The sequence below is a fragment of the Rahnella selenatireducens genome (genome assembly GCF_046449555.1).
GTDB lineage: Bacteria > Pseudomonadota > Gammaproteobacteria > Enterobacterales > Enterobacteriaceae > Rahnella > Rahnella selenatireducens.
Genome location: NZ_JBKEZJ010000004.1, coordinates 310556 through 333967, shown reverse-complemented (window position 1 = coordinate 333967; position 23412 = coordinate 310556). Strand labels below are relative to the sequence as shown.

Below are 23412 nucleotides of genomic sequence, written 5' to 3'. Positions count from 1 at the left end.
CAATTTCATTTTTTGCTGACGGCGACCACTTCGGCGGCCACACGCTCTGTCGCATCGGGAATAGCGGCTGCGCGGGCAGCAACGGCCATTTCCATCAGATGGGTTCTGTCCCATCCGGCCATCAGATCAGAGACGGCTGCGGCACTAAAATCTTTCTGCTCAATAATCTTCGCGGCACCGGCTTTTTCCAGCGGCAACGCATTCCAGTACTGCTGACGATCTTTATGCTGGAACGGCACGAAGATCGCCGGCAAACCCGCTGCCGCAATTTCGCTGACGGTCAGCGCACCCGAGCGGCAGACCACGACATCTGCCCAGGCATAAGCCTGCGCCATATCGTCGATAAATTCGGTGACCTTATGCTGAGTCTGACCGGCTTTTTCGTAAGCCTGATTCACCGACTCCAGCGCGCCTTTACCGACCTGATGCCACAACGTAATTTTTTCGCCCATCAGCGCTGCCACTTCCGGCATGGTCTGATTTAGCACCCGCGCGCCCTGGCTTCCGCCAATGACCAGCACACGGATTGGACCTTCGCGCCCGGCCAGACGGGTTTGCGGTAATTCCAGCGCCAGCACATCGGTGCGCACCGGATTACCTACCACGGCAGCATTCGGGAATGCGCCGGGAAACGCCTGTAATACTTTTTTGGCAATGTGCGACAAACCGCGATTGGTCATGCCCGCAATACCATTTTGTTCATGCAGCACCACCGGAATACCCAGCGACCATGCCGCAAGACCGCCGGGGCCGGAAACGTAACCGCCCATACCTAAAACCACATCAGGCTGGAAGCGTTTCATGATGGCTTTCGCCTGGCGCCACGCATGATATATGCGAACAGGGGCAGTGAGTTGCGCTTTCAGACCTTTCCCACGTAATCCTGAGATTTTAATGAAATCAATCTCGATGCCATTCTTTGGCACCAAATCCGCTTCCATTCGGTCTGCCGTGCCCAGCCAGCGAACTTCCCAGCCTTGCGCCATCAGATGATGTGCGACGGCCAGACCGGGGAAAACGTGCCCGCCGGTACCGCCTGCCATCACCATTAAACGCCGGGTATTGCCACTCATCGGGCGCTCCTTACAAACGCCTGGGCTTTTGCCAGGCGCGTTTCAAAATCCACTCGCAGCAACAACACGATTGCCGTCGACATAATAATCAGGCTCGAACCACCGTAACTGATGAGCGGTAAGGTTAGCCCTTTCGTTGGCAACATCCCTGCGGCAGCACCGACGTTAACCAGCGCCTGGAAGCTGAACCACACGCCAATAGAGCAGGCCAAAAAGCCGGAAAAGCGCTGATCAAGCTCTAATGCGCGACGCCCGATGGACATGGCACGAAAAGCGACGAAGAATACCATCAACAGCGCCAGAACCACACCGAAATACCCCAACTCTTCCCCTAAAATGGAGAAGATAAAGTCGGTATGCGCCTCCGGTAAATACTCCAGCTTCTGAACCGAATTCCCAAGCCCCTGTCCCCAGAATTCACCGCGACCAAACGCCATCAGTGACTGGGTTAACTGGTAGCCACTGCCAAACGGATCGGCCCATGGATTCCAGAAGGACGTTACGCGACGCATACGGTACGGCTCAGCAAGAACCAGCAGCACAACGGCGAAAGCACCGGACCCGATGATGGCCAGGAACTGCCACATCTTTGCCCCCGCCAGGAATAACATCGCCAGCGTGGTAATAAACAGCACTACGACGGTACCGAGGTCAGGCTGAGCCAGCAGGAGAACCGCCAGAACCACCATTACCCCCATCGGTTTACAGAAGCCCCAGAAGTTACTGCGGACTTCATCGACCTTTCGCACCAGATAGCTGGCGAGATAGCAAAACAGTGACAGCTTGGAAAACTCTGCGGGCTGAATACGCAGTGGCCCCAGCGAAATCCAGCGCGATGCCCCGTTTACTGAGCTCCCGACCACCAGTACAACCAGCAACATCACCACGGAAAGCAGCAGCAGGACGTTACTGTATTTCTGCCAGACCGCCATCGGTACCCGCAGCGTCACCAGCGACAAGCCGAAGGCCAGTGCAAGGTAAACCGCGTCACGCTTGGCAAACAAAAACGGGTCATCAGCCAGACGCTGGCCGATCGGCATCGAAGCCGATGTCACCATCACAAAGCCGATAATCGCCAGACCAAAGGTCAGCCACAGTAAGGTGCGGTCATACAGCACCAGAGTTAATGAGTCGTTTTCTTTCGACCCCATCACCCAGTCGTTAAATTTTCCGACGAGGCCCAGCCCCGGAATACGTATCCGCATTAACCCAGCTCCTTCGCCAGCGCAGTGAAGACGTCACCACGTTGTTCAAAACTGCGGAACTGATCGAGGCTCGCGCAGGCCGGAGACAGTAAAACCATGTCGCCTGATACTACGCGCGTGCTGATGTCATGCATCGCCTGTTCCATCGTTTCAAACAGAGAAGAAACTTCAGGACGTAATTCCGCCAACTCTGCGCCGTCACGGCCAAAGCAGTAAATGCGCAGGTTATCGCCCTGCAAATATTTCGTCAGCGGCGAGAAATCTGCAGATTTTCCGTCACCGCCCAGCAGAAGATGCAATGTGCCATCAACCTGCAGGCCGTTCAGTGCCGCTTCGGTGCTGCCGACGTTGGTGGCTTTGGAATCGTTAATCCAACGCACGCCATTGTGTTGCCACGCAACCTGAAAACGGTGCGCCAGACCGGTAAAGGTCGTCAGCGCTTTCAGGCCTGATGCATGAGGAATGCCCACGGCATCCGCCAGCGCCAGCGCAGCCAGCGCATTGGTATAATTGTGGCGGCCCGTCAGCGGCATTTCTTTGGTATTCAGAACCTTCTCGCCACGCACGCGCAGCCAGATATCGTCCTGCTGGCGTGTCAGGTGGTAATCACCGACGTCCACGCCAAAACTCACACAACGTTTATCCGCGCCACGCACCGGCATTGTCAGTGCATCATCTGCATTGACGACGCACAGCGCGGCGTTTTCATAAACTTTCAGTTTTGCCGCGCGGTATTGCTGCAAGCCAAACGGATAGCGATCCATATGATCTTCGGTCACGTTGAGGATCGTCGCAGCCGCGGCGTGCAGACTGTGCGTGGTTTCAAGCTGGAAACTGGACAGTTCGAGCACAAACAAATCGTATTCATGATCAAGCATGGTCAGCACCGGCAAACCGATATTGCCGCCCACGCCGACGCGCCATCCGGCAGCTTGCGCCATTTCGCCGACCAACGTTGTTACAGTACTTTTACCGTTAGAACCGGTGATCGCCACAATCGGCGTTTGCGTTTCGCGGCAGAACAGCTCGATATCACCCACAATTTCCACACCCGCATCAGCAGCAGCGCTCAGTGCAGGGGTGGCCAGCGCCATACCGGGGCTGGAAATAATCAGGTCCGCATCGAGCAACCAGTCTTCATTGAGCGAACCAAGATGACGCTCAATGTTATCCGCGAGTTTATCCAGTCCGGGCGGGCTGACGCGGGTATCAATAACACGCGGCGTCACGCCCCGTGCCACAAAGAAATCAACACAGGACAGGCCGGTTAGACCCAGCCCGATGATGACCACTTTTTTACCCTGATAGTCAGCCATAATTACCGCACCTTCAGCGTCGCCAGGCCAATCAGGACCAGCATCAGCGAAATGATCCAGAAACGCACAATGACGCGCGGTTCCGGCCAGCCTTTAAGTTCGTAATGGTGATGGATCGGCGCCATACGGAAAATGCGCTGACCACGTAACTTAAAGGACCCGACTTGCAAGATGACCGACAGTGTTTCAACCACAAACACACCGCCCATAATCACCAGCAAGAACTCCTGACGCAGCAACACGGCGATAGTCCCCAGTGCACCGCCCAGAGCCAGTGAACCGACATCGCCCATGAAGACTTGTGCCGGATAAGTGTTGAACCACAAGAACCCCAGTCCTGCACCGACAATAGCAGTACACACGATCACCAGTTCGCCCGCGTGGCGGAGGTAAGGAATGTGCAGGTAGCTGGCAAAATTCATGTTACCGGTCGCCCAAGCCACCAGCGCAAAACCGGCCGCGACGAACACGGTGGGCATAATCGCCAGACCATCCAGACCATCGGTCAGGTTGACCGCGTTGCTGGTTCCGACAATCACGAAGTAACTCAGCAGGATATACAGCAGGCCAAGCTGCGGCATGATGTCTTTAAAGAACGGAACAACCAGCTCAGTGGCTGGCGTGTCTTTCCCGATGGCATACATCGTGAAAGCGGCGGCAAGTGCGATAACAGACTGCCAGAAGTATTTCCAGCGGGCGATCAGACCCTTGGTGTCTTTACGGACAACTTTGCGGTAGTCATCGATAAAACCGACAACACCGTAGCCCAGCAGAACAAACAGCACGCACCAGACGTACGGGTTAGACGGGTAAGCCCACATCAGGACGGAAATCGTGATGGAAGCCAGGATCATCAGGCCGCCCATCGTTGGCGTCCCGCGTTTACTGAAATGCGATTCCGGGCCATCGTTACGGACAACCTGACCAAAAGACATTTTTTGCAGGCGGGCAATCATCCGTGGTCCGATCCACAAAGACAGGAACAATGCAGTCAGCAGGCTGACAATGGCGCGAAACGTCAGGTAGGAAAAGACGTTGAAGCCGGAATAATATTTGACCAAGTGTTCGGCCAGCCAAACTAGCATGTTGCATTCTCCTGTAACGCGCGTACTACCTGCTCCATTGCGGCACTACGTGAACCTTTAATCAAAACGGTAATTACCGCATGTTCAGACAGTAAGCTCGTTAAACGGGCCGTCAGGGCTGCCTTATCCTCTAAATGCTCACCACATCCGCTGGCATCGCTGATGATGCGGCTGTCGTGGCCAATGCTGAATACTTTATCGATACCTGCTGCACGGATCGCTTCGCCGACCTGACGGTGGCAGCTTTCGCTTTCAGCGCCCAGTTCAGCCATATCACCGACGGCCATCACGCGGTAGCCCGGCATTTCTGACAATACCTGTGCAGCTGCCGTCATTGAACCGACGTTCGCGTTATAGCTGTCATCAAGCAGGGTTTTACCGTCGCTAAGGGCAATCGGGAACAAACGTCCTTTGACGGATTGCAGGGTTTTCAGGCCAGCACGCACGTTTTCAAGCGAAGCGCCGACAGACAGCGCAAGCGCAGCTGCAGCCAAAGCGTTGGCAATGTTGTGACGTCCCGGCACCGGCAACGAAACATCAATGCTGCCTTTTGGTGAATGCAGAGTGAAAGCGGTGTTCAGCGGGCTGAGTCTGACGTCGGTCGCGTTGAAATCGATGCCCTCATTTTTTGCAGAAGAGAACTGCCAGACGGTTTTTCCGGTCAGTTTGTGCTGCCAGTTTGCCCAGTCATTACTCTCAGCGTTGATCACTGCGATACCGTTTTCCGGCAAACCTTCAAAAATCTCGCCTTTTGCGCGAGCAACGCCAGCCAGAGAACCAAAACCTTCGAGATGCGCCGCAGAGAGGTTGTTGATCAGCGCTGTCTCAGGACCTGCAAGCGCGGTGGTATAGCCGATTTCGCCCGGATGGTTTGCGCCCATCTCAATGACGGCAAAATCATGCTCTGCGGTCAGGCGCAGCAACGTCAGCGGTACGCCGATGTCGTTATTGAAGTTGCCTGCGGTATACAGCACGTTGCCGCACTCACGTAAAATCGCCGCGGTCATTTCTTTCACAGAGGTTTTGCCGGAAGAGCCGGTCAGCCCAACCACACGAGCAGGAACCTGCTGGCGAACCCAGCCGCCGAGTTTCCCCAGCGCAATGCGGGTATCAGCGACCACTAACTGAGGGACTTCCACGGGTAAGCGCTTACTTACCAGCAATGCCCCTGCCCCCGCTTTAACGGCATCTACCGCAAAATCGTGTGCATCGAATTTTTCGCCTTTCAGCGCCACAAACAGACAGCCGGAGGTGATCTGACGGGTATCCGTCGTCACGCTGTCAATTTGCGTATCCGTGCCGACAAGTTCAGCGTTGAGCGCGTCAGCGAGAGTTTGCAGAGAAACGCGGATCATGCGATCACCCCCAGCAAACGTGCGACAGTCACGCGATCGGAGTAATCAAGACGCTGATTTCCCACCAACTGATAATCTTCATGGCCTTTACCAGCAATCAGAACGACGTCATCTTCCTTCGCCTGCATGATGGCGCTGGTCACCGCTTCCGCACGACCGTGGATTTCCTGCGCACGGCCTGCATCAAGCAATCCGGCAAGAATATCCGCCACGATGGCGCGAGGTTCTTCGCTGCGCGGGTTGTCATCGGTCACGATAACGCGATCGGCGAACTGTTCGGCGATCCCGCCCATCAGAGGACGTTTACCTTTATCGCGATCGCCACCGCAACCGAACACGCACCACAGTTGCCCGGTGCAGTGCAAACGGGCAGCCGCCAGCGCTTTTTCCAGCGCGTCCGGCGTATGTGCATAATCAACAACAACGGTCGGTTTACCCGGCGCGTTGAAGACTTCCATACGCCCGCAAACCGGTTGTAACTGGGAACCCGTCGCCAGCAATTGTGCCAGCGGATAATCAAGGGAAAGCAGAGTCGCCAACGCAACCAGCAGATTGCTGACATTGAACGCGCCCATCAGGCGGCTCTCCAGCTTGCCTTCGCCCCAGCTTGAATCGATATTCACCGTCGCGCCGTTGTCGTGATAGTTCACGCTACGGGCAACCAGCCAGCGACCTTTCCAGCCCGCCGGGATTTTGTCTTCCATGCTGACCGCAACAGAATCCGGGGTTTTCGCCAGCCAGCGCGCCCCGACCTCATCGTCAGCATTGATAATTTTCTGACCGACCGGATGCGAGGAGAAGAGCAGCCATTTGGCTTCTTCGTAGCTCTGCATGTCACCGTGGTAATCCAGATGATCGCGGCTCAGGTTAGTAAACGCCGCGGCAGCAAACGGTAGCGCGGCCACACGATGCTGCACCAGCCCGTGGGAAGAGACTTCCATCGCGGCGAAGGTGGCACCTTGTTTCACTAAATCAGCCAGAATATGCTGTACCTGAACGGCAGAACCGGTGGTGTTTTCCGCCGGAACCACGTTATCGAGCAGGCCATTCCCCACGGTCCCCATCACCGCGCTGGTCTCGCCCAGCAACTGGCTCCACTGCGCCAGCAATTGTGTGGTGGTGGTTTTACCGTTGGTGCCGGTCACGCCAACCAGACGCAATGATTTACCCGGCTGCTGATAAAAACGTCCTGCCAGTTCTGAAAGCAAGACGTTGAGATCCTCAAGATAAATCACCGGTACACCATGCATCTGGCAAACCGTTCCGTGCTCTTGTTCACCTTTTGCTTCGGCCACGACGGCAGCGACGCCCTGAGCAATTGCCTGGGGAATAAAACGACGCCCATCACTGGTATGGCCTGAGACCGCGACAAACAGATCGCCGGCAGCCGCGATGCGGCTGTCTAAGATCATGTCTTTTAGCGCTACTGCCGGGGCTTCACTCACCCAGGGCGCTAAGATGTCGCGCAAATTACGATCTGCCACCTGTTGCCTCTTTTTGATTATTCACTATGTCTGCATTTTCATCGGCAGTCAGCGCGTCAGGTTCAACGTTCATGGTGCGCAACACCCCGCCCATGATGGCGCCAAACACCGGTGCGGAAACGGCCCCACCGTAATACTTCCCTCCCTGTGGATCGTTAATCACGACCACCAGGGCATATCTCGGGTTGCTTGCTGGTGCAACGCCAGCAGTATAAGCAATGTATTTATTGACGTATTTGCCGTCCGGACCGACTTTTTTCGCAGTACCGGTTTTAATCGCAATACGGTAACCCTTGATGGCGGCTTTCACACCGCCACCGCCCGGCAGCGCAACGCTTTCCATCATATGAACGACGGTACGTACCAGAGGTTCCGGGAACACGCGTTCACCGGAAACGGGGGGATCAACACGTGTGATCGACAACGGACGATAAATGCCCATGCTGCCGATCGTGGCATAGACTCGCGCTAGCTGGAGAGGTGTCACCATTAGCCCGTAGCCGAAAGAGAAGGTGGCCCTCTCTATGTCAGACCACCGTTGTTTTTTAGGGTATAAGCCACTGCTTTCTCCAACCAGCCCCAAATTGGTCGGTTTTCCCAATCCGAATCGCGAGTAAGTGTCTACCAGCTCTGCGGATGGCATCGATAACGCCAGTCGTGAAACACCGACGTTACTCGACTTCTGCAAGATACCCGTCACGGAAAGCTCCGCGTAACGGGCCACATCTTTAATCTCATGGCCGTTGATCCGGTACGGCAGCGTATTAAGCACACTGTTCTCACGAACCACACCATTCTTCAACGCGGTCATGACGACCATCGGCTTCACGGTAGAACCCGGTTCGAAGATGTCAGTGATTGCACGGTTACGCATCACGTCTTTCGGCGTATCCGGCATGTTATTCGGGTTGTAGGATGGGCTGTTAGCCATGGCCAGCACTTCGCCGGTTTGCACATCGACCAGCACCGCCGTACCGGATTCCGCCTTGTTGAAAGCCACGGCGTTGTTCAGTTCGCGGTAAACCAGTGCCTGTAAACGTTCGTCTATGCTCAGCGCCAGATTGTGTGCGGCCTGGCTATCGACGGTAGAAATGTCTTCAATGACGCGGCCAAAACGGTCTTTACGGATGGTACGTTCACCCGGTTTACCGGTCAGCCAGCGGTCAAAACTCTTCTCAACGCCTTCAATGCCTTCACCGTCAATGTTGGTCACGCCAATGACGTGCGATGTCACCTGGCCGGCCGGATAATAACGGCGGGATTCCTGACGCAGAGAAATCCCCGGCAGCTTGAGTTTATGGACATATTCGCCGACGGCCGGATTCACCTGACGCGCCAGATACACAAAACGGCCTTTCGGATTCGCATTGATGCGGGCAGAAAGTTGATCGAGCGGCATGTTCAGCGCATCGGCCAGTGCTTTCCATTTCGTATCAACCGTAATGCCACCGCGATCGTTAATTTCTTTCGGATCAGCCCAGATTGCATTGACCGGCACGCTCACCGCCAGAGGACGACCAGAGCGGTCGGTAATCATGCCGCGAGATGTGGGGATGGTCTGGACTCGCAGGGAACGTAAATCCCCTTCTTTGACCAGTTTGTCCGGATTAATGACTTGCAGGTAAGCCACACGCAACATCAGACCCACCAGGGCCAGAAGGATACAGGCGCACAACAACGCAAAACGCCAGCTGATAAAGCTGGCTTGATCTTCGGGACGCTTTAACTTCGCGGTGCGTGTTGCTTTCATTAGCTGCCTGTATTCTCCGTGCGCATTTTAAGGCTGAACCACAATAATTTCTTGAGATGGATCAACGTGCTGCATCTGCAATTTCTCCGTTGCGATGCGTTCTACCCGGCTGTGATCGCCGAGAGCGTTCTCTTCGAGGATCAGGTTGCGCCATTCAATGTCCAGCGCATCCCTTTCCAATACCAGTTGTTCACGCTGCGCCGTCAGCAAACGTGTACGGTGCGCCGTGGTCACAACAAATATTGCGCTGACCAGAACGGCGGTCAGCAAAATCATCGGGATCTTGCCGTTGCGAATAATATCGCTGGCAATGACCCCCACCAGTCCGTGGCGTTCGTTGCCAATCACGCGCTCGTTCTCTCAGCAAAACGCAGAACAGAACTGCGTGCCCGCGGGTTCTCCGAAACTTCCGCTTCGGACGGCATCATTTTTCCAACAGATTTCAGCGAACGTCCGCCGAGTTCAGCGATCTGCGCTTCGGTCATCGGGATACCCGCCGGAACCTGAGCGCCACGGCTGTGCTGGCGGATAAAGCGCTTCACGATACGGTCTTCCAGCGAGTGGAAGCTGATCACGGACAAACGCCCTTTTGGCGCCAGAATTTCCAGCGCGCCGTCCAGCGCACGTTCAATTTCTTCCAGCTCGCTGTTGATGTAGATACGGATCGCCTGGAAACTGCGCGTAGCCGGATGCTTATGCTTTTCACGAAACGGTGAAGCATTTGCAATCAAATCAGCCAGTTCTTTGGTACGGGTCATTGGCAATTCACGGTTACGTTCAACAATCGCGCGCGCAATACGTTTCGCGAAACGCTCTTCGCCAAACGTTTTCAATACCCAGGTGATGTCTTCTTCTTCCGCTTTCATCAGCCATTCTGCTGCTGAATAACCCCGGGTTGGATCCATACGCATATCCAGCGGCCCGTCGCGCATGAAAGAGAACCCGCGTTCGGCATCGTCCAGCTGCGGTGAAGAAACACCCAGATCCAGCAATACACCATCAATTTTGCCTTCAAGGCCACGATCGCGGACATACTCTGCAAGATCCGAAAACGGCCCGTGAACAATCGAGAACCGTGAATCTTCAATAGCCTCTGCGGCTTTGATCGCCTGTGGATCGCGGTCAATCGCCAGCAATCGTCCGTCCGGCCCAAGCTGGGACAGAATCAGACGTGAATGGCCGCCACGGCCAAAAGTTCCGTCTATGTAAATGCCGTCCTGTCGAATGTTGAGGCCGTTGACGGCTTCATCCAGCAAAACGGAAGTATGTTTGTAGTTTTCAACCATGCTTATAATGACAAGTCCTGTAATCTCTCAGAAAGAGGTTCCTGAGACGATTGTTCAGTGTCGATGTCTTCCTTAACTTGTTGATACCAGGTCTGTTCATCCCACAGTTCAAACTTGTTGAACTGTCCAACCAGCATCACTTCTTTTGCGAGCCCGGCGTGCTGACGCAATGTGGTCGCAATCAGCAAACGCCCGGCGTTATCCATCTGACATTCACTCGCATGCCCGAGTAACAGGCGCTGAATACGGCGCTCGACGGGGTTCATGCTCGACAGACGGGACAATTTTTGTTCGATAACTTCCCATTCGGGTAGGGTGTAAAGAAGAAGACATGGGTGATGGAGGTCTATGGTGCACACCATTTGACCTTGTGATTCTTCGCTCAGCAAATCCCGGTAACGGGTGGGTACGGCAAGTCGCCCTTTGCTGTCGAGGTTAACCATCGTCGCGCCACGAAACATGACCGATCTACCCCTCTATGACCCTTTTCACCACTTTCCCCCACAAATTCCCACTGAAAAGAGTTTACGGATGGTTTTAAAACCTTGTCAAGCCAGAGCAGAGGCGGTTTGGCAATATTTACGCAGGTAAACGAAAGCACTGCGCATTGTAGTGAGGTGTTTTAGAGGAGGGATAGAAAATAACGTCATGATTAGTTGAAGAAATTTCGCAGGGTTAATAATTTCGTTTAAAAAAAAACCAAACTGAACATTATTTAACTATTTATATTCTTCTGCTATCTAACTCTCATTTCTTGACCGGTTTGCCATAAAAAAAATCATTCTCAATTTTTTTCCGGCTATCACTGCTAAATCATCATCATTTTGCATGCCAACCCGCATGACATAAGCCTTTCAGGCGTTTTAAAAACCATCAGCGTCCGGGGAAACTCGCACCGAAGGAAATTAAGCGGGGAATTCTACAGCACTTTGGCAGGCAGCATTAACGTATTTTAGAAATTGATTGGGAGGTTTATATCGGCAAAGAAAGCGAGAAAACATTTCTTAATAATTCAGTCGTCTGGGAATGCTCCTAAATTACCCTTCCAACTCCTATGGGAATTTTCGTAATCGTATTATGCAAAGGGTTAACTCGAATTATCTGAAACAAGGACTGAACATGCAGGGAAGAAAGTGACGGGCATTGCGGATGAATGCCCGTTGCGGTGTTTACTTGCGGCTCAGACGGCCACGCCGGAACAAATTACGGCGGATACGGGTTAGCCCGGCTTTTGGTTTTTTAGGTTCATCAAGGCAGGCCAGCACCAGTTCCAGCACGCGTTCAGCCACATCACGATGGCGCTGAGCGACCGCCAGAACCGGGCACTCAAGGAAATCGAGCAGTTCGTTATCGCCGAAAGTTGCGATCGCCAGATCAACAGGCAAGCGCCCTTCTGTTTTCAGCGTCACATCCATTACACCCTGCAACAGCTGGAACGATGTGGTGAACAACGCCTGCGGCATCGGGTTGGTTTTCAGCCATTCGGCGAAAACGACTGCCGCTGATTCGCGATCGTACGCGTTGGCGTACAGATATTTTGGCTGACGTGAATCTTCGGCCCACGCCTGGCGGAAGCCCTGCTCACGCAGGAAACTCACAGAAAGCTCAGGCAACGCGCCCAGATACAACACCGACTCAGCCGGAAATGTGCGCAGTTCCTGCGCCAGCATAAGGGCGTCGTCTTGATCAGCGCCCACGACGCTGATGAAATGCTCAGGATCCAGTGCGCGATCGAGTGCAATGATCGGGAAATCATCGTTGGCCCAGCGCTGATAGAATGGATGTTCCGGCGGTAAAGACGTGGAGATAATTATCGCATCAACCTGCCGCTGAAGCAGATGTTCGATGCAGCGCATCTCGTTATCCGGCTGATCTTCAGAACAGGCAATCAGAAGCTGATACCCGCGCTGTCTGGCCTGACGCTCAAGGAAATTGGCGATTTTGGTGTAGCTGGTATTTTCCAGATCGGGGATCACCAGACCAATAGAACGGGTACGGCCGGCACGCAAACCTGCTGCCACCGCATTCGGGTGATAGTTATGTTCCTTCACGACAGCCATGACTTTTTCGACTGTCTTATCGCTGACACGATACTGTTTCGCCTTGCCGTTAATGACATAACTGGCCGTCGTACGCGAAACGCCCGCTAACCTCGCGATCTCATCCAGCTTCACTGAGAAAACCCCTTAATAAAGATAATGCTTTATCTAACCCCAGAAGCCATTGCCGGGCAAGGTGTTTTACCGAATCGCTTCACCTGAGCCGCAAAAAAGAAAGCCCAACGAAAAAGTTGGGCTTTTATAAAGCAGATAAATTTCACATCCTGCTGATTATTTACGCTTTAGCGCATAATTTTCTCACCGCGGGAAACACCGACGACGCCGGAACGGGCAACTTCCACGATTTCAGCCACATCACGGATGCTGGCTAAGAATGCGTCAAGTTTATCACTGGTTCCGGCCAGCTGAACGGTGTAAAGCGTTGCAGTCACATCCACGATTTGCCCGCGGAAAATCTCAGTCGAACGCTTCACTTCTTCACGGCCATAACCCGAAGCCTGCACCTTCACCAGCATGATTTCACGTTCAACGTGCGCGCCCTGAATCAGTTCAGTTACACGCAGTACGTCAACCAGCTTGTGCAGCTGCTTTTCGATTTGCTCCAGCACTTTGGCATCACCGACGGTCTGAATCGTCATGCGGGACAAAGTCGGATCATCTGTCGGGGCCACGGTCAGGCTTTCAATGTTATAGCCACGCTGAGAGAACAGGCCGACTACGCGGGACAACGCGCCCGATTCGTTTTCCAGTAATACTGATAAAATCCGGCGCATGATCAGGTCCTCTCCGTTTTGCTTAACCACATTTCGTCCATCGCACCGCCACGGATGTGCATCGGGTAAACGTGTTCTGTTTCATCAATGCTGATATCGACAAATACCAGACGATTTTTCTGTTCCAGCGCCAGCGCCAGTTTGCTTTCCAGCTCTTCAGGCTTACGGATAGCGATGCCCACATGCCCGTAAGCTTCCGCCAGTTTGACGAAATCAGGCAGGGACTGCATGTACGACTGGGAATGGCGGCCGGAATAAATCATGTCCTGCCACTGTTTCACCATGCCGAGATAACCGTTGTTCAGGTTGACGACAATCACCGGCAAATCGTATTGCAGTGCGGTAGAAAGCTCCTGAATATTCATCTGGATACTGCCGTCACCCGTGACACAAATCACCGTTTCGTCTGGCAGGCCCAGTTTCACGCCCAGCGCGGCCGGTAAGCCGAAGCCCATCGTGCCCAGACCGCCGGAGTTGATCCAGTGTCGTGGCTTGTCGAATTTGTAATACAGCGCAGCAAACATCTGGTGCTGGCCGACGTCAGACGTCACATACGCCTCGCCATTGGTCAGACGATGCAGCGTTTCGATAACCGCCTGCGGTTTGATGGTGCCGGTATTTTTGTCGTAGCTCAGGCATTCGCGCCCGCGCCAGTTCTCAATATTCTGCCACCAGTCGCGCAGCGCATCGAACTCCTGCTTCTCATCGCTTTGCGCCAGCAGTTCCAGCATCTGAACCAGCGTCTGCTTCGCATCGCCGACAATCGGGATGTCCGCATTGACTGTTTTGGAGATTGAGGTCGGATCGATATCAATGTGCATGACCGTCGCATTCGGGCAATACTTCGCCAGATTGTTGGTGGTGCGGTCATCGAAACGCACGCCCACACCGAAGATCAGATCCGCATTGTGCATCGCCATATTGGCTTCGTACGTACCGTGCATGCCCAACATACCGAGGCTCTGACGATGTGTGCCCGGGAACGCGCCCAGCCCCATCAGGGAACTGGTCACCGGCAGATTCAGTTTCTCGGCCAGTTGCAGTAATTCAGCATCACATTCAGAGTTGATCGCACCGCCGCCGACATACAGCACCGGTTTTTTCGCGCCCAACAGAGTCTGAACGGCACGTTTGATTTGCCCGCGATGGCCCTGCACCGTCGGATTATACGAACGCATCGTAACCTGATCAGGATAGGCGTAAGGCAGTTTGATTTGCGGATTCACCACGTCTTTAGGCAAATCGACCACCACCGGACCGGGGCGGCCGGTTGATGCCAGATAAAACGCTTTCTTCAGGACAGTCGGGATATCTTCCGCGCGTTTTACCAGAAAACTGTGTTTCACCACCGGACGGGAAATCCCCACCATGTCGCATTCCTGGAACGCGTCATAACCAATGAGTGAACTGTGTACCTGGCCGGATAGCACCACAAGTGGAATGGAATCCATATAAGCCGTGGCAATACCGGTGATAGCATTGGTTGCGCCGGGACCGGAAGTCACCAGCACCACGCCCACATCGCCTGTGGCGCGCGCATAACCGTCAGCCATATGAACAGCACCCTGTTCATGTCTCACCAGCACATGATCAATCCCACCGACCGTATGCAGGGCATCATAGATATCCAACACCGCTCCGCCGGGATAACCGAATACGTGCTTAACGCCCTGGTCGATTAACGACCGGACGACCATCTCGGCTCCTGACAACATCTCCATGGTTTTGCCTCCAGGCTTTTTGCTTCTTTTATAGGATGACTTTTCTTTCAGCTCGCTGTTCTATCAGGCAGCGGTTTAATGATAACCCGCTGAATTTTAGGACTTTCTGTCGAGTTTATAAAACCCTGCTGTTCTTATTGGCGTTCACGAATCTAACTCAGTACCTTAGCGTCAGAATCTGAGTCAGGCAAACGCCAAAAATTGTCCGGAACCGTTGTTTTTTTGCCTCACACTGCCTTCATTCGCCCGTTCGGGACAAAACACTGCCTGCGTGCGGCAACCAGTCAGAAATATCAGGAAGGTCAGAAAAATTACAGTATTAAATTATGTCCGGGGCTGACGCAAAAATGGGGAAGAAACCGGCAAACGGGCGTCGGCCGGTGTTTTTAACGGAAAAGCGGTAGCGAGATGGGTTCGCGCTACTCGCGATAAAGCTGATCGATTTCCTGCTTATAACGGCTGAAAATGATCTTCCGTCGCAGTTTGAGCGTCGGGGTCAGTTCTCCGGCTTCCATAGTGAACGGTTTCGTCAGCAGTACAAATTTCTTCACCTGCTCAAAACCGGCCAGATCGTGCTGGATCTCACGCAACTGATGCGCAAAGAGGGACAGGATCTGTTCGTTTTTCACCAATCCGGCACGATTAAAATAATCAATATGATGCGCCTGCGCATACACATTCAGTACATCAAAATCCGGCACGATCAGCGCGGAAACAAAATGCCGCTCATCTGCAATTACCGCGGCCTGTTCAATGTAACGATCCTGCACCAGCGTGCCTTCTATCCGTTGCGGTGCGATGTATTTCCCGCCTGACGTTTTCATCAGATCTTTGAGGCGTTCAGTGATGAATACGTTGCCCTGCTCGTCCATTTTCCCGGCATCGCCGGTTTTGAACCAGCCATCCGCGGTAAAACTGGCGGCAGTTTCTTCCGGCTTATTAAAGTAACCGCGCAGCAACGTCGGACCGCGCACCTGGATTTCATTTTCATCCCCGATGCGCACTTCGATCTCCGGCAACGCGGTTCCTACAGAGCCAAATCGAAAATCCTTTTCTTCCCAGCAGGTCACCGTAGCGCAGGTTTCCGTCAGGCCATAACCGTATTTAATGTGCAGCCCGAGGGATTCGAAAAAGAGAATCACGTTGTCATCCAGACTCGCACCGGCCGCAGGCAGAAAACGCAGATTTCCGCCGAGTAACCCGCGCAGTTTTTTCAGCACCAGCTTGTCCGCCAGAAAATGAGCCGGAGAAAGCCAGAATGAATAATGTTCGCCGCGACGTTCCGTCAGATATTTTTCTTTGCCCTGCGCCACCGCCCAATGGAAAAGCCGCTTTTTCAGCGAGCCAGAACGCGCAACTTTATCGTGGATCGCGCTGAAGACTTTTTCATAGAAGCGCGGAACGGCGCACATGACCGTCGGTTTAATCGCCTGCAATGCATCGCGAACCAGATCGGTTTCCCGCAGGAAAACATTCTGCGCGCCGGAGTGAAGCACAAAAAAACTCCAGGCCCGTTCAAAGACGTGCGCCAGCGGCAGAAAACACAGCGAAACATCGCTGTCCGAAATGCTCAGGCGTTCTTCATGCTGGCGCAGTTGCGTCGCCATGCTGGTGTAATCAAGCATGACGCCTTTCGCTTCGCCGGTTGTGCCGGAGGTATAAATCAGCGTGAACAAATCATCCAGATTAGTGGCACTCACACGGACTTCACGTTCAGCCGCCAGCAGCCGGTCCTGCGGAACGAGCTGGGAAACGTGCCGGGCCATTGTGATACCGCGCAGGTCGACGCTGTTGTCGAGCACAAAAATATGTTTCAGCTGCGGACATAGTTCGCGTAAGGCCACCGCGGCATCGAACTGCTTTTGACCGACGACAAACAGGATGCGGATATCCGCATCATTAAGCACATACGCCGACTGCGAAGGCGTATTGGTAGCATAAATGGGCACGGTCACGGCACGTAACTGGAGAATCGCCAGATCGGCGATAGCCCATGCCATCGAGTTATTTCCGCAAATCGCGATGCGTTCCTGAACACTCACCTGTTCTTGCAATAATACGTCGGACAGGGCATCCACTTTTTCGCCAAGTTCACGCCAGGTAAGGGAAGTTTCTGACACAGGCGACCATTCACGAAAAGCAACTTGCTCAGCACGGGCACTGACTTGCTGGCGAAAACGGGTAATCAGGTGATAGTTATTTAAGGTTGGATTCATTGAGTGTTTGTACCGGCATCCAGCGTCATCAGGAAAGGAGGAGGATCTGACTGCATTTCTTTATTACAAAGATTTAACGCAGTTTACCGGCAAACAGAGCACGGTGAAATGAAATTGTGGGTGCGTAAAACGCTTTTGGAAAGGAAGTTTGACGAATTTTTATTGCAAAAAAAAACCTGCCTGATTTTAACGAGGTGAAAAAATCAGGCAGGATAAAAAACTCCAAAGAACTTCATAACCAGCCACTTTTACTTCAGACCAGGCCTCAGTAAAAGTGTGATTCGTTGGCTTACTACAAGGACAGAACGCATTGGCTCAATAAAGATTTCATCCACATATTCCCTTTATCTTTGCTGGAAGATTCATGCCAGGAAAGGTAGCACGTCAGATGATTTTTCATCCACGGCAAAGGGATCACGGACAAATTGAGCATTCCGGCATTCGACTGTGCCAGCCAGCGTGGAACCAGTGCAACCATTTCGGTTTTAGACACAATTTCCATTACGCTGAAAAGATCGGTTCCCTGATATGTAATTAAAGATTGCAATTCGGGGTCATCGTAATAAGCAGAACTGAACGAATAAAAACGATCCAGCACCATCACGGCATGTTTTTCTTTCAGATATTTCTCATCAGACATATGCGGGCTAATGCGCGGATGATTTTTCGCAGCAACCAGAACAAGTTCGTCATTAAATAACGCCTGATTACAAAAATCTGCACGTTCAAATTTACGATAGCTGATCATAAATTCAATATTTTGATAACGAAGCTGATGTTCAATATTATCATTCACGATGGTCTGCAATTTAATGCTGACACCGGTTGATAACGTTTCAATCGCATTGAGAACCTGAGGTGTCAGACGCTTATCCAGCGGGCTGCAAATGGCCACGTTAAACTGGCGCATGCTGTGGTGCGGGTCAAAACCGGCACCCGGCAACTCATTCATCACCAATTGTAATGCCTGACGTACAGGCCCGAAGAGTTGGCGGGCACGCATTGTAGGCTGAATACCCCTGCCATATCGCACAAATAAATCATCATTAAACATGACTTTCAACCGGGCTACGGCATTACTGACCGCAGGCTGAGACATTCCCAACATATTTGCAGCGCGGGTAATATTCTGCAATTGCATTACAGCATCGAACACCGTTAATAAATTTAAATCTACATTACGAAGATGTGTTTCGGCATCGGTCTGCTGAGCTTTAATTTCCGTGGTCATATCTGACATGAAGTTCTCCATCAAGATCACTCCAATATCAAAAAGGAGCAACGACGTTAATAACTTTCTTAATAAAAACAGGGCATGAAAAAATATCAGCCATACAGAATCAACGACCGGTAACTCCGTGAAATTTCATCATGTTATTTTGGAAAGGATATAGAAAGTTCCTTTCTAATAATCATAAAGGGAAATATAAATCTCACTTCCCCCTTAAAAACTGATGATATAAGACAATAAAATGTTTACGGAAACAACATGCGAAAAATGAATAATAAGTTAAGCAGAGCTACATCATCTCTAATCATTTGTATTAGAAAGAGTATTTAACCTGCTTGTTGAAGTTGCTGCCTTTTTTAGGTCTTTTTTTAAGCATTAACAGAAGGGGAAAACAGCTACAATCTTTGCACCAGACATGTTCTGGCAACCAGTTTATTATGCTAAATGAGATAAAATATCATTTGTAAGGTTTTTCGCGATTTCCACACAGTGAAGGTTGACATACAAAGGACATTCCCGTATCACTTTATGCACTGTTTGAACGATATCCGTTCTGACCACCCGATTATGAGAAGCTGAAAATATGTTCATGATTACCCGTCTCCTAGGCCTACTACTCAACGCAGAAAATTTGCGCGGTAAGCCAGTGGGCGAAAATCAGAACTGATTTCAACTTCCACAGACAATAAACCCGCGCCGATGCGCGGGTTTTTTTTTATCTCCCCGCAGGGCGCGAAAATAAAACAGACAAGGAATAACCCATGAGCGAGCAAGTCATTATTTTCGATACCACGCTGCGTGATGGTGAACAGGCGTTACAAGCCAGCCTGAGTGTTAAAGAGAAGATTCAAATTGCAATGGCGCTGGAAAGAATGGGCGTGGATGTCATGGAAGTTGGCTTCCCAGTCTCTTCTCCCGGCGATTTCGAGTCTGTACAAACCATCGCGCGCCAGATTAAAAACAGCCGCGTTTGCGGTCTGGCCCGTTGCGTAGACGGTGATATCGACGCCGCAGCCGAAGCGTTACGCGTAGCCGAAGCGTTCCGTATCCACGTCTTTTTGGCAACCTCTACCCTGCACATTGAATCCAAACTGAAGCGTTCGTTTGATCAGGTGTTGGATATGGCGGTTCACTCCGTGAAACGCGCCCGTAATTACACTGATGACGTTGAATTCTCATGCGAAGATGCAGGCCGTACGCCGCTGGATAATCTGTGCCGCGTCGTGGAAGCCGCCATCAAAGCCGGTGCGACCACCATTAATATCCCGGACACTGTCGGTTACACCACGCCGGTTCAGTTCGGCGGCATCATTACTAACCTGTACGAACGCGTGCCTAATATCGATAAAGCGATTATCTCCGTTCACTGCCACGATGATTTGGGCATGGCGGTCGGCAACTCCATCGCCGCCATTCAGGCCGGTGCGCGTCAGGTAGAAGGCACGCTGAACGGTATCGGCGAACGCGCCGGTAATACCGCGCTGGAAGAAGTGATCATGGCAATCCGCACCCGTTCGGAATACATGAATGTTCACACCAACATCAATCACAAAGAAATCTACCGCACCAGCCAGATTGTCAGCCAGATCACCAACATGCCAATCCCGGGCAATAAAGCGATTGTCGGGTCTAACGCGTTCGCACACTCCTCCGGTATTCACCAGGACGGCGTGCTGAAAAACCGCGAAAACTACGAAATCATGACCCCGGAATCTATCGGTCTGAACCAGATTCAGCTGAACCTGACTTCCCGCTCCGGCCGCGCGGCCGTGAAGCATCGTATGGAAGAAATGGGCTATAAAGAATCCGATTACAACATGGATCATCTGTATACCGCATTCCTGAAACTGGCCGACAAAAAAGGCCAGGTTTTCGACTACGATTTAGAAGCACTGGTCTTCATTAATAAGCAGCAGGAAGAGCCGGAATTCTACCGTCTGGATAACTTCAGCGTGCAGTCAGGCTCCAAAATTACCGCAACGGCTTCTGTGAATCTGGCCTGTGGCGAAGAAATCATGACCGAAGCCGCCACCGGCAACGGCCCGGTTGATGCTGTCTATCAGGCCATCAACCGTATCACCGGCTATCAGATTGAGCTGGTCAAATACCAACTGAGTGCAAAAGGCCAGGGTCGCGACGCACTGGGCCAGGTCGACGTTGTCGTCTCCTTTAATGGCCGCCGCTTCCACGGCGTGGGTCTGGCGACAGACATTGTCGAATCCTCCGCACAAGCGATGGTGCACGTACTGAACAACATCTGGCGCAGCAAACAAGTTGAGATTGAAAAACAACGTTTGCAGCAGGAAAGTCAGCAACACAACAACATTCAAAATAATCAGGAAACGGTGTGAACATGAGCAAGACCCATCATATTGCCGTCTTACCCGGAGACGGAATTGGCCCTGAAGTTATGGCCCAGGCCTATAAAGTTCTGGACGCAGTGCGTCAGCGTTTTGGCCTGAAAATTACGACCAGCGAATATGACGTCGGTGGCGCAGCCATCGATAAACACGGCAGCCCGTTGCCGCAAGCCACCGTTGCGGGTTGCGAACAGGCTGATGCGATTCTGTTTGGCTCCGTCGGCGGACCGAAATGGGAACATTTGCCGCCAAACGATCAGCCTGAGCGTGGCGCATTATTGCCGCTGCGTAAGCACTTCAAATTGTTCAGCAACCTGCGCCCTGCCCGTCTGTATCAGGGTCTGGAAGAGTTTTGTCCGCTGCGTGCCGACATTGCCGCAAAAGGGTTCGACATTCTGTGCGTACGTGAACTGACTGGCGGTATCTACTTCGGTCAGCCGAAAGGCCGCGAAGGTCAGGGTCAGCACGAAAAAGCATTTGATACCGAAGTCTATTACCGCTTTGAAATTGAACGTATTGCACGTATCGCGTTTGAATCTGCGCGCAAACGCCGCAGCAAAGTGACCTCCATCGATAAAGCCAACGTGTTGCAGACCTCTATTATGTGGCGCGAAGTGGTTAACGAAATCGCGAAAGATTACCCGGATGTCAGCCTGAGCCACATGTACATCGACAACGCGACCATGCAGCTGATTAAAGATCCGTCTCAATTTGATGTGCTGCTGTGTTCCAACTTGTTTGGCGACATCCTGTCTGACGAATGCGCGATGATCACAGGTTCTATGGGCATGTTGCCTTCTGCCAGCATGAACGAACAGGCGTTTGGATTGTTCGAACCGGCAGGCGGTTCAGCGCCGGATATCGCCGGTAAAAATATCGCTAACCCGATTGCACAAATCCTGTCTGCAGCGTTGTTGCTGCGTTACAGCCTGGGCGCAGATGACGCGGCAAATGCAATCGAACAGGCCGTGAATAAAGCGCTGGAAGCAGGTCACCGCACCGGCGATCTGGCGAACGGCCAGCAGGCGTTGGGCACCAGTGAAATGGGCGACATTATTGCCCGCTTTGTGAAAGAAGGGGCATAACATGGCCAAGACTCTGTACCAAAAATTGTTTGATGCTCACGTGGTTTACGAAGCGCAAAACGAAACGCCATTGTTATATATTGACCGCCATCTGGTTCACGAAGTGACCTCTCCGCAGGCATTCGATGGCCTGCGAGCAATGGGGCGTCCTGTGCGTCAGCCGGGCAAAACCTTTGCGACCATGGATCACAACGTATCCACGCAAACCAAAGACATCAATGCGAGCGGCGAAATGGCGCGCATTCAGATGCAGGAATTAATCAAAAACTGTGCCGAATTTGGCGTGCAGTTGTATGACCTGAACCACCCGTTCCAGGGCATCGTTCACGTCATCGGCCCTGAGCAGGGTATGACGTTGCCGGGTATGACCATCGTCTGCGGCGACTCCCATACCGCGACGCACGGCGCGTTCGGCTCACTGGCTTTCGGTATCGGCACCTCAGAAGTTGAACACGTTCTGGCGACGCAAACCCTGAAACAGGGCCGCGCGAAAACCATGAAAATTGAGGTCACCGGCGAAGCGCCTGCGGGCATCACGGCGAAAGACATCGTGCTGGCTATTATCGGTAAAACCGGCAGCGCGGGTGGTACCGGCCACGTGGTCGAATTCTGCGGTAAAGCCATTGAAGCGCTGAGCATGGAAGGTCGTATGACCCTGTGCAACATGGCGATTGAAATGGGTGCGAAAGCTGGTCTGGTTGCGCCGGATGAAACCACGTTTGCTTATCTGAAAGGCCGCCAGTTTGCGCCGAAAGAGCAGAACTGGGACGCCGCGGTACAATACTGGAAAACCCTGAAAACCGAAGACGGCGCGAAATTCGACACCATCGTGACGCTGAACGCCTCTGAAATCGCGCCACAGGTGACCTGGGGCACCAACCCGGGTCAGGTGATGGCGGTTAATCAGGTGATCCCAAACCCTGCTTCATTTGCTGATCCGGTAGAACGCGCTTCCGCTGAAAAAGCGCTGGCGTATATGGATTTGCAGCCGGGCATTAAACTGACCGACGTCGCCATCGACAAAGTCTTTATCGGTTCATGCACCAACTCACGTATCGAAGATTTACGCGCCGCCGCAGCCATTGCCAAAGGCCGCAAAGTAGCGACCGGCGTGCAGGCGATTGTGGTGCCAGGCTCAGGTCCGGTCAAAGCGCAGGCGGAAGAAGAAGGTCTGGATAAGATCTTCATCGAAGCCGGTTTTGAATGGCGTCTGCCGGGCTGCTCCATGTGTCTGGCGATGAACAACGACCGTCTGGAACCAGGCGAACGCTGCGCGTCCACCAGCAACCGTAACTTCGAAGGCCGTCAGGGCCGTGGTGGACGCACACATCTGGTCAGCCCGGCAATGGCTGCCGCTGCGGCGGTCACCGGCCACTTCGCTGATATCCGTGAACTGAACTGAGGAAAACACC

At 52.8% G+C, this 23412-nt stretch carries 18 protein-coding genes; 3 read left to right on the top strand and 15 right to left on the bottom strand.

Annotation, left to right across the window (positions count from 1 at the left end):
- Positions 1-5: 5 nt before the first annotated feature.
- The 15 genes from murG to leuO all read right to left on the bottom strand — a co-directional run bounded on the left by murG (position 6) and on the right by leuO (position 18564).
- Positions 6-1073 (bottom strand): undecaprenyldiphospho-muramoylpentapeptide beta-N-acetylglucosaminyltransferase, encoded by a 1068-nt coding sequence (gene murG / locus ACLBVC_RS09250; RefSeq protein WP_410149355.1) that lies wholly within the window; start codon positions 1071-1073, stop codon positions 6-8.
- Positions 1070-2272 carry a cell division protein FtsW gene (gene ftsW, locus ACLBVC_RS09245; RefSeq protein WP_410149437.1) on the bottom strand — a complete coding sequence of 401 codons (1203 nt, stop codon included), beginning with the start codon at positions 2270-2272 and terminating at the stop codon, positions 1070-1072. The genes murG and ftsW overlap by 4 nt, the downstream gene beginning before the upstream one ends.
- A gap of 5 nt (positions 2273-2277) precedes the next feature.
- Positions 2278-3594 (bottom strand): UDP-N-acetylmuramoyl-L-alanine--D-glutamate ligase, encoded by a 1317-nt coding sequence (gene murD, locus ACLBVC_RS09240; RefSeq protein ID WP_410149354.1) that lies wholly within the window; start codon positions 3592-3594, stop codon positions 2278-2280.
- A gap of 2 nt (positions 3595-3596) precedes the next feature.
- Entirely contained in the window at positions 3597-4679 is a 1083-nt protein-coding gene (gene mraY, locus ACLBVC_RS09235) for a phospho-N-acetylmuramoyl-pentapeptide-transferase (RefSeq protein ID WP_101075164.1), read from the bottom strand.
- Complete coding sequence (gene murF / locus ACLBVC_RS09230) at positions 4673-6034, bottom strand: UDP-N-acetylmuramoyl-tripeptide--D-alanyl-D-alanine ligase (protein ID WP_410149353.1); 1362 nt, start codon at positions 6032-6034, stop codon at positions 4673-4675. The genes mraY and murF overlap by 7 nt, the downstream gene beginning before the upstream one ends.
- Positions 6031-7518, bottom strand: coding sequence for a UDP-N-acetylmuramoyl-L-alanyl-D-glutamate--2,6-diaminopimelate ligase (gene murE, locus ACLBVC_RS09225; protein ID WP_410149352.1), 1488 nt, complete (start codon positions 7516-7518; stop codon positions 6031-6033). The genes murF and murE overlap by 4 nt, the downstream gene beginning before the upstream one ends.
- Positions 7505-9268 carry a peptidoglycan glycosyltransferase FtsI gene (locus tag ACLBVC_RS09220; protein WP_104923342.1) on the bottom strand — a complete coding sequence of 588 codons (1764 nt, stop codon included), beginning with the start codon at positions 9266-9268 and terminating at the stop codon, positions 7505-7507. The genes murE and ACLBVC_RS09220 overlap by 14 nt, the downstream gene beginning before the upstream one ends.
- 27 nt (positions 9269-9295) lie before the next feature.
- A complete protein-coding gene (gene ftsL / locus ACLBVC_RS09215; protein WP_410149351.1) occupies positions 9296-9616 on the bottom strand; it encodes a cell division protein FtsL in 321 nt (106 codons plus the stop codon).
- Positions 9613-10554: a 16S rRNA (cytosine(1402)-N(4))-methyltransferase RsmH gene (rsmH, locus tag ACLBVC_RS09210; protein WP_165058997.1), complete on the bottom strand. Its 942-nt coding sequence runs from the start codon at positions 10552-10554 to the stop codon at positions 9613-9615. Before rsmH ends, ftsL begins: the two co-directional genes overlap by 4 nt.
- Before the next feature lie 2 nt (positions 10555-10556).
- Positions 10557-11015, bottom strand: a complete 459-nt coding sequence (gene mraZ, locus ACLBVC_RS09205; protein ID WP_104923345.1) for a division/cell wall cluster transcriptional repressor MraZ — start codon at positions 11013-11015, stop codon at positions 10557-10559.
- Between the two features lie 708 nt (positions 11016-11723).
- Complete coding sequence (cra, locus tag ACLBVC_RS09200; RefSeq protein WP_195813719.1) at positions 11724-12728, bottom strand: catabolite repressor/activator; 1005 nt, start codon at positions 12726-12728, stop codon at positions 11724-11726.
- Positions 12729-12895: 167 nt separating this feature from the next.
- Positions 12896-13387, bottom strand: a complete 492-nt coding sequence (gene ilvN / locus ACLBVC_RS09195) for an acetolactate synthase small subunit (RefSeq protein WP_192938010.1) — start codon at positions 13385-13387, stop codon at positions 12896-12898.
- Between the two features lie 2 nt (positions 13388-13389).
- The gene (ilvI, locus tag ACLBVC_RS09190) at positions 13390-15108 is read right to left on the bottom strand and encodes an acetolactate synthase 3 large subunit (protein ID WP_410149350.1); all 1719 of its coding nucleotides are present in this window, start codon (positions 15106-15108) and stop codon (positions 13390-13392) included.
- 419 nt (positions 15109-15527) lie between these two features.
- The gene (locus ACLBVC_RS09185) at positions 15528-17324 is read right to left on the bottom strand and encodes an AMP-dependent synthetase/ligase (protein ID WP_410149349.1); all 1797 of its coding nucleotides are present in this window, start codon (positions 17322-17324) and stop codon (positions 15528-15530) included.
- 292 nt (positions 17325-17616) lie between these two features.
- The gene (gene leuO / locus ACLBVC_RS09180) at positions 17617-18564 is read right to left on the bottom strand and encodes a transcriptional regulator LeuO (RefSeq protein ID WP_410149348.1); all 948 of its coding nucleotides are present in this window, start codon (positions 18562-18564) and stop codon (positions 17617-17619) included.
- Positions 18565-19316: 752 nt separating this feature from the next.
- Here leuO and leuA point away from each other — a divergent pair.
- Genes leuA through leuC form a run of 3 tightly spaced genes read left to right on the top strand, consistent with a single transcriptional unit; the run spans position 19317 to position 23402 of the window.
- Positions 19317-20906: a 2-isopropylmalate synthase gene (gene leuA / locus ACLBVC_RS09175; RefSeq protein WP_195813715.1), complete on the top strand. Its 1590-nt coding sequence runs from the start codon at positions 19317-19319 to the stop codon at positions 20904-20906.
- A 2-nt stretch (positions 20907-20908) separates the two neighbouring features.
- The gene (gene leuB / locus ACLBVC_RS09170; protein ID WP_410149347.1) at positions 20909-22000 is read left to right on the top strand and encodes a 3-isopropylmalate dehydrogenase; all 1092 of its coding nucleotides are present in this window, start codon (positions 20909-20911) and stop codon (positions 21998-22000) included.
- Position 22001: 1 nt separating this feature from the next.
- Positions 22002-23402: a 3-isopropylmalate dehydratase large subunit gene (gene leuC / locus ACLBVC_RS09165; RefSeq protein ID WP_410149346.1), complete on the top strand. Its 1401-nt coding sequence runs from the start codon at positions 22002-22004 to the stop codon at positions 23400-23402.
- Positions 23403-23412 lie beyond the last annotated feature (10 nt).

What these genes read in the sequence shown, in the direction of transcription:
- mraZ (WP_104923345.1), bottom strand. Translation starts at nt 11,015, where the DNA reads ATGTTTCGTGGCGCGACGATGGTTAACCTCGACAGCAAAGGGCGACTT.
- ACLBVC_RS09220 (WP_104923342.1), bottom strand. Translation starts at nt 9,268, where the DNA reads ATGAAAGCAACACGCACCGCGAAGTTAAAGCGTCCCGAAGATCAAGCC.
- murD (WP_410149354.1), bottom strand. Translation starts at nt 3,594, where the DNA reads ATGGCTGACTATCAGGGTAAAAAAGTGGTCATCATCGGGCTGGGTCTA.
- leuC (WP_410149346.1), top strand. Translation starts at nt 22,002, where the DNA reads ATGGCCAAGACTCTGTACCAAAAATTGTTTGATGCTCACGTGGTTTAC.
- murG (WP_410149355.1), bottom strand. Translation starts at nt 1,073, where the DNA reads ATGAGTGGCAATACCCGGCGTTTAATGGTGATGGCAGGCGGTACCGGC.
- rsmH (WP_165058997.1), bottom strand. Translation starts at nt 10,554, where the DNA reads ATGGTTGAAAACTACAAACATACTTCCGTTTTGCTGGATGAAGCCGTC.
- leuB (WP_410149347.1), top strand. Translation starts at nt 20,909, where the DNA reads ATGAGCAAGACCCATCATATTGCCGTCTTACCCGGAGACGGAATTGGC.
- murF (WP_410149353.1), bottom strand. Translation starts at nt 6,034, where the DNA reads ATGATCCGCGTTTCTCTGCAAACTCTCGCTGACGCGCTCAACGCTGAA.
- mraY (WP_101075164.1), bottom strand. Translation starts at nt 4,679, where the DNA reads ATGCTAGTTTGGCTGGCCGAACACTTGGTCAAATATTATTCCGGCTTC.
- leuA (WP_195813715.1), top strand. Translation starts at nt 19,317, where the DNA reads ATGAGCGAGCAAGTCATTATTTTCGATACCACGCTGCGTGATGGTGAA.
- leuO (WP_410149348.1), bottom strand. Translation starts at nt 18,564, where the DNA reads ATGTCAGATATGACCACGGAAATTAAAGCTCAGCAGACCGATGCCGAA.
- ilvI (WP_410149350.1), bottom strand. Translation starts at nt 15,108, where the DNA reads ATGGAGATGTTGTCAGGAGCCGAGATGGTCGTCCGGTCGTTAATCGAC.
- ACLBVC_RS09185 (WP_410149349.1), bottom strand. Translation starts at nt 17,324, where the DNA reads ATGAATCCAACCTTAAATAACTATCACCTGATTACCCGTTTTCGCCAG.
- ilvN (WP_192938010.1), bottom strand. Translation starts at nt 13,387, where the DNA reads ATGCGCCGGATTTTATCAGTATTACTGGAAAACGAATCGGGCGCGTTG.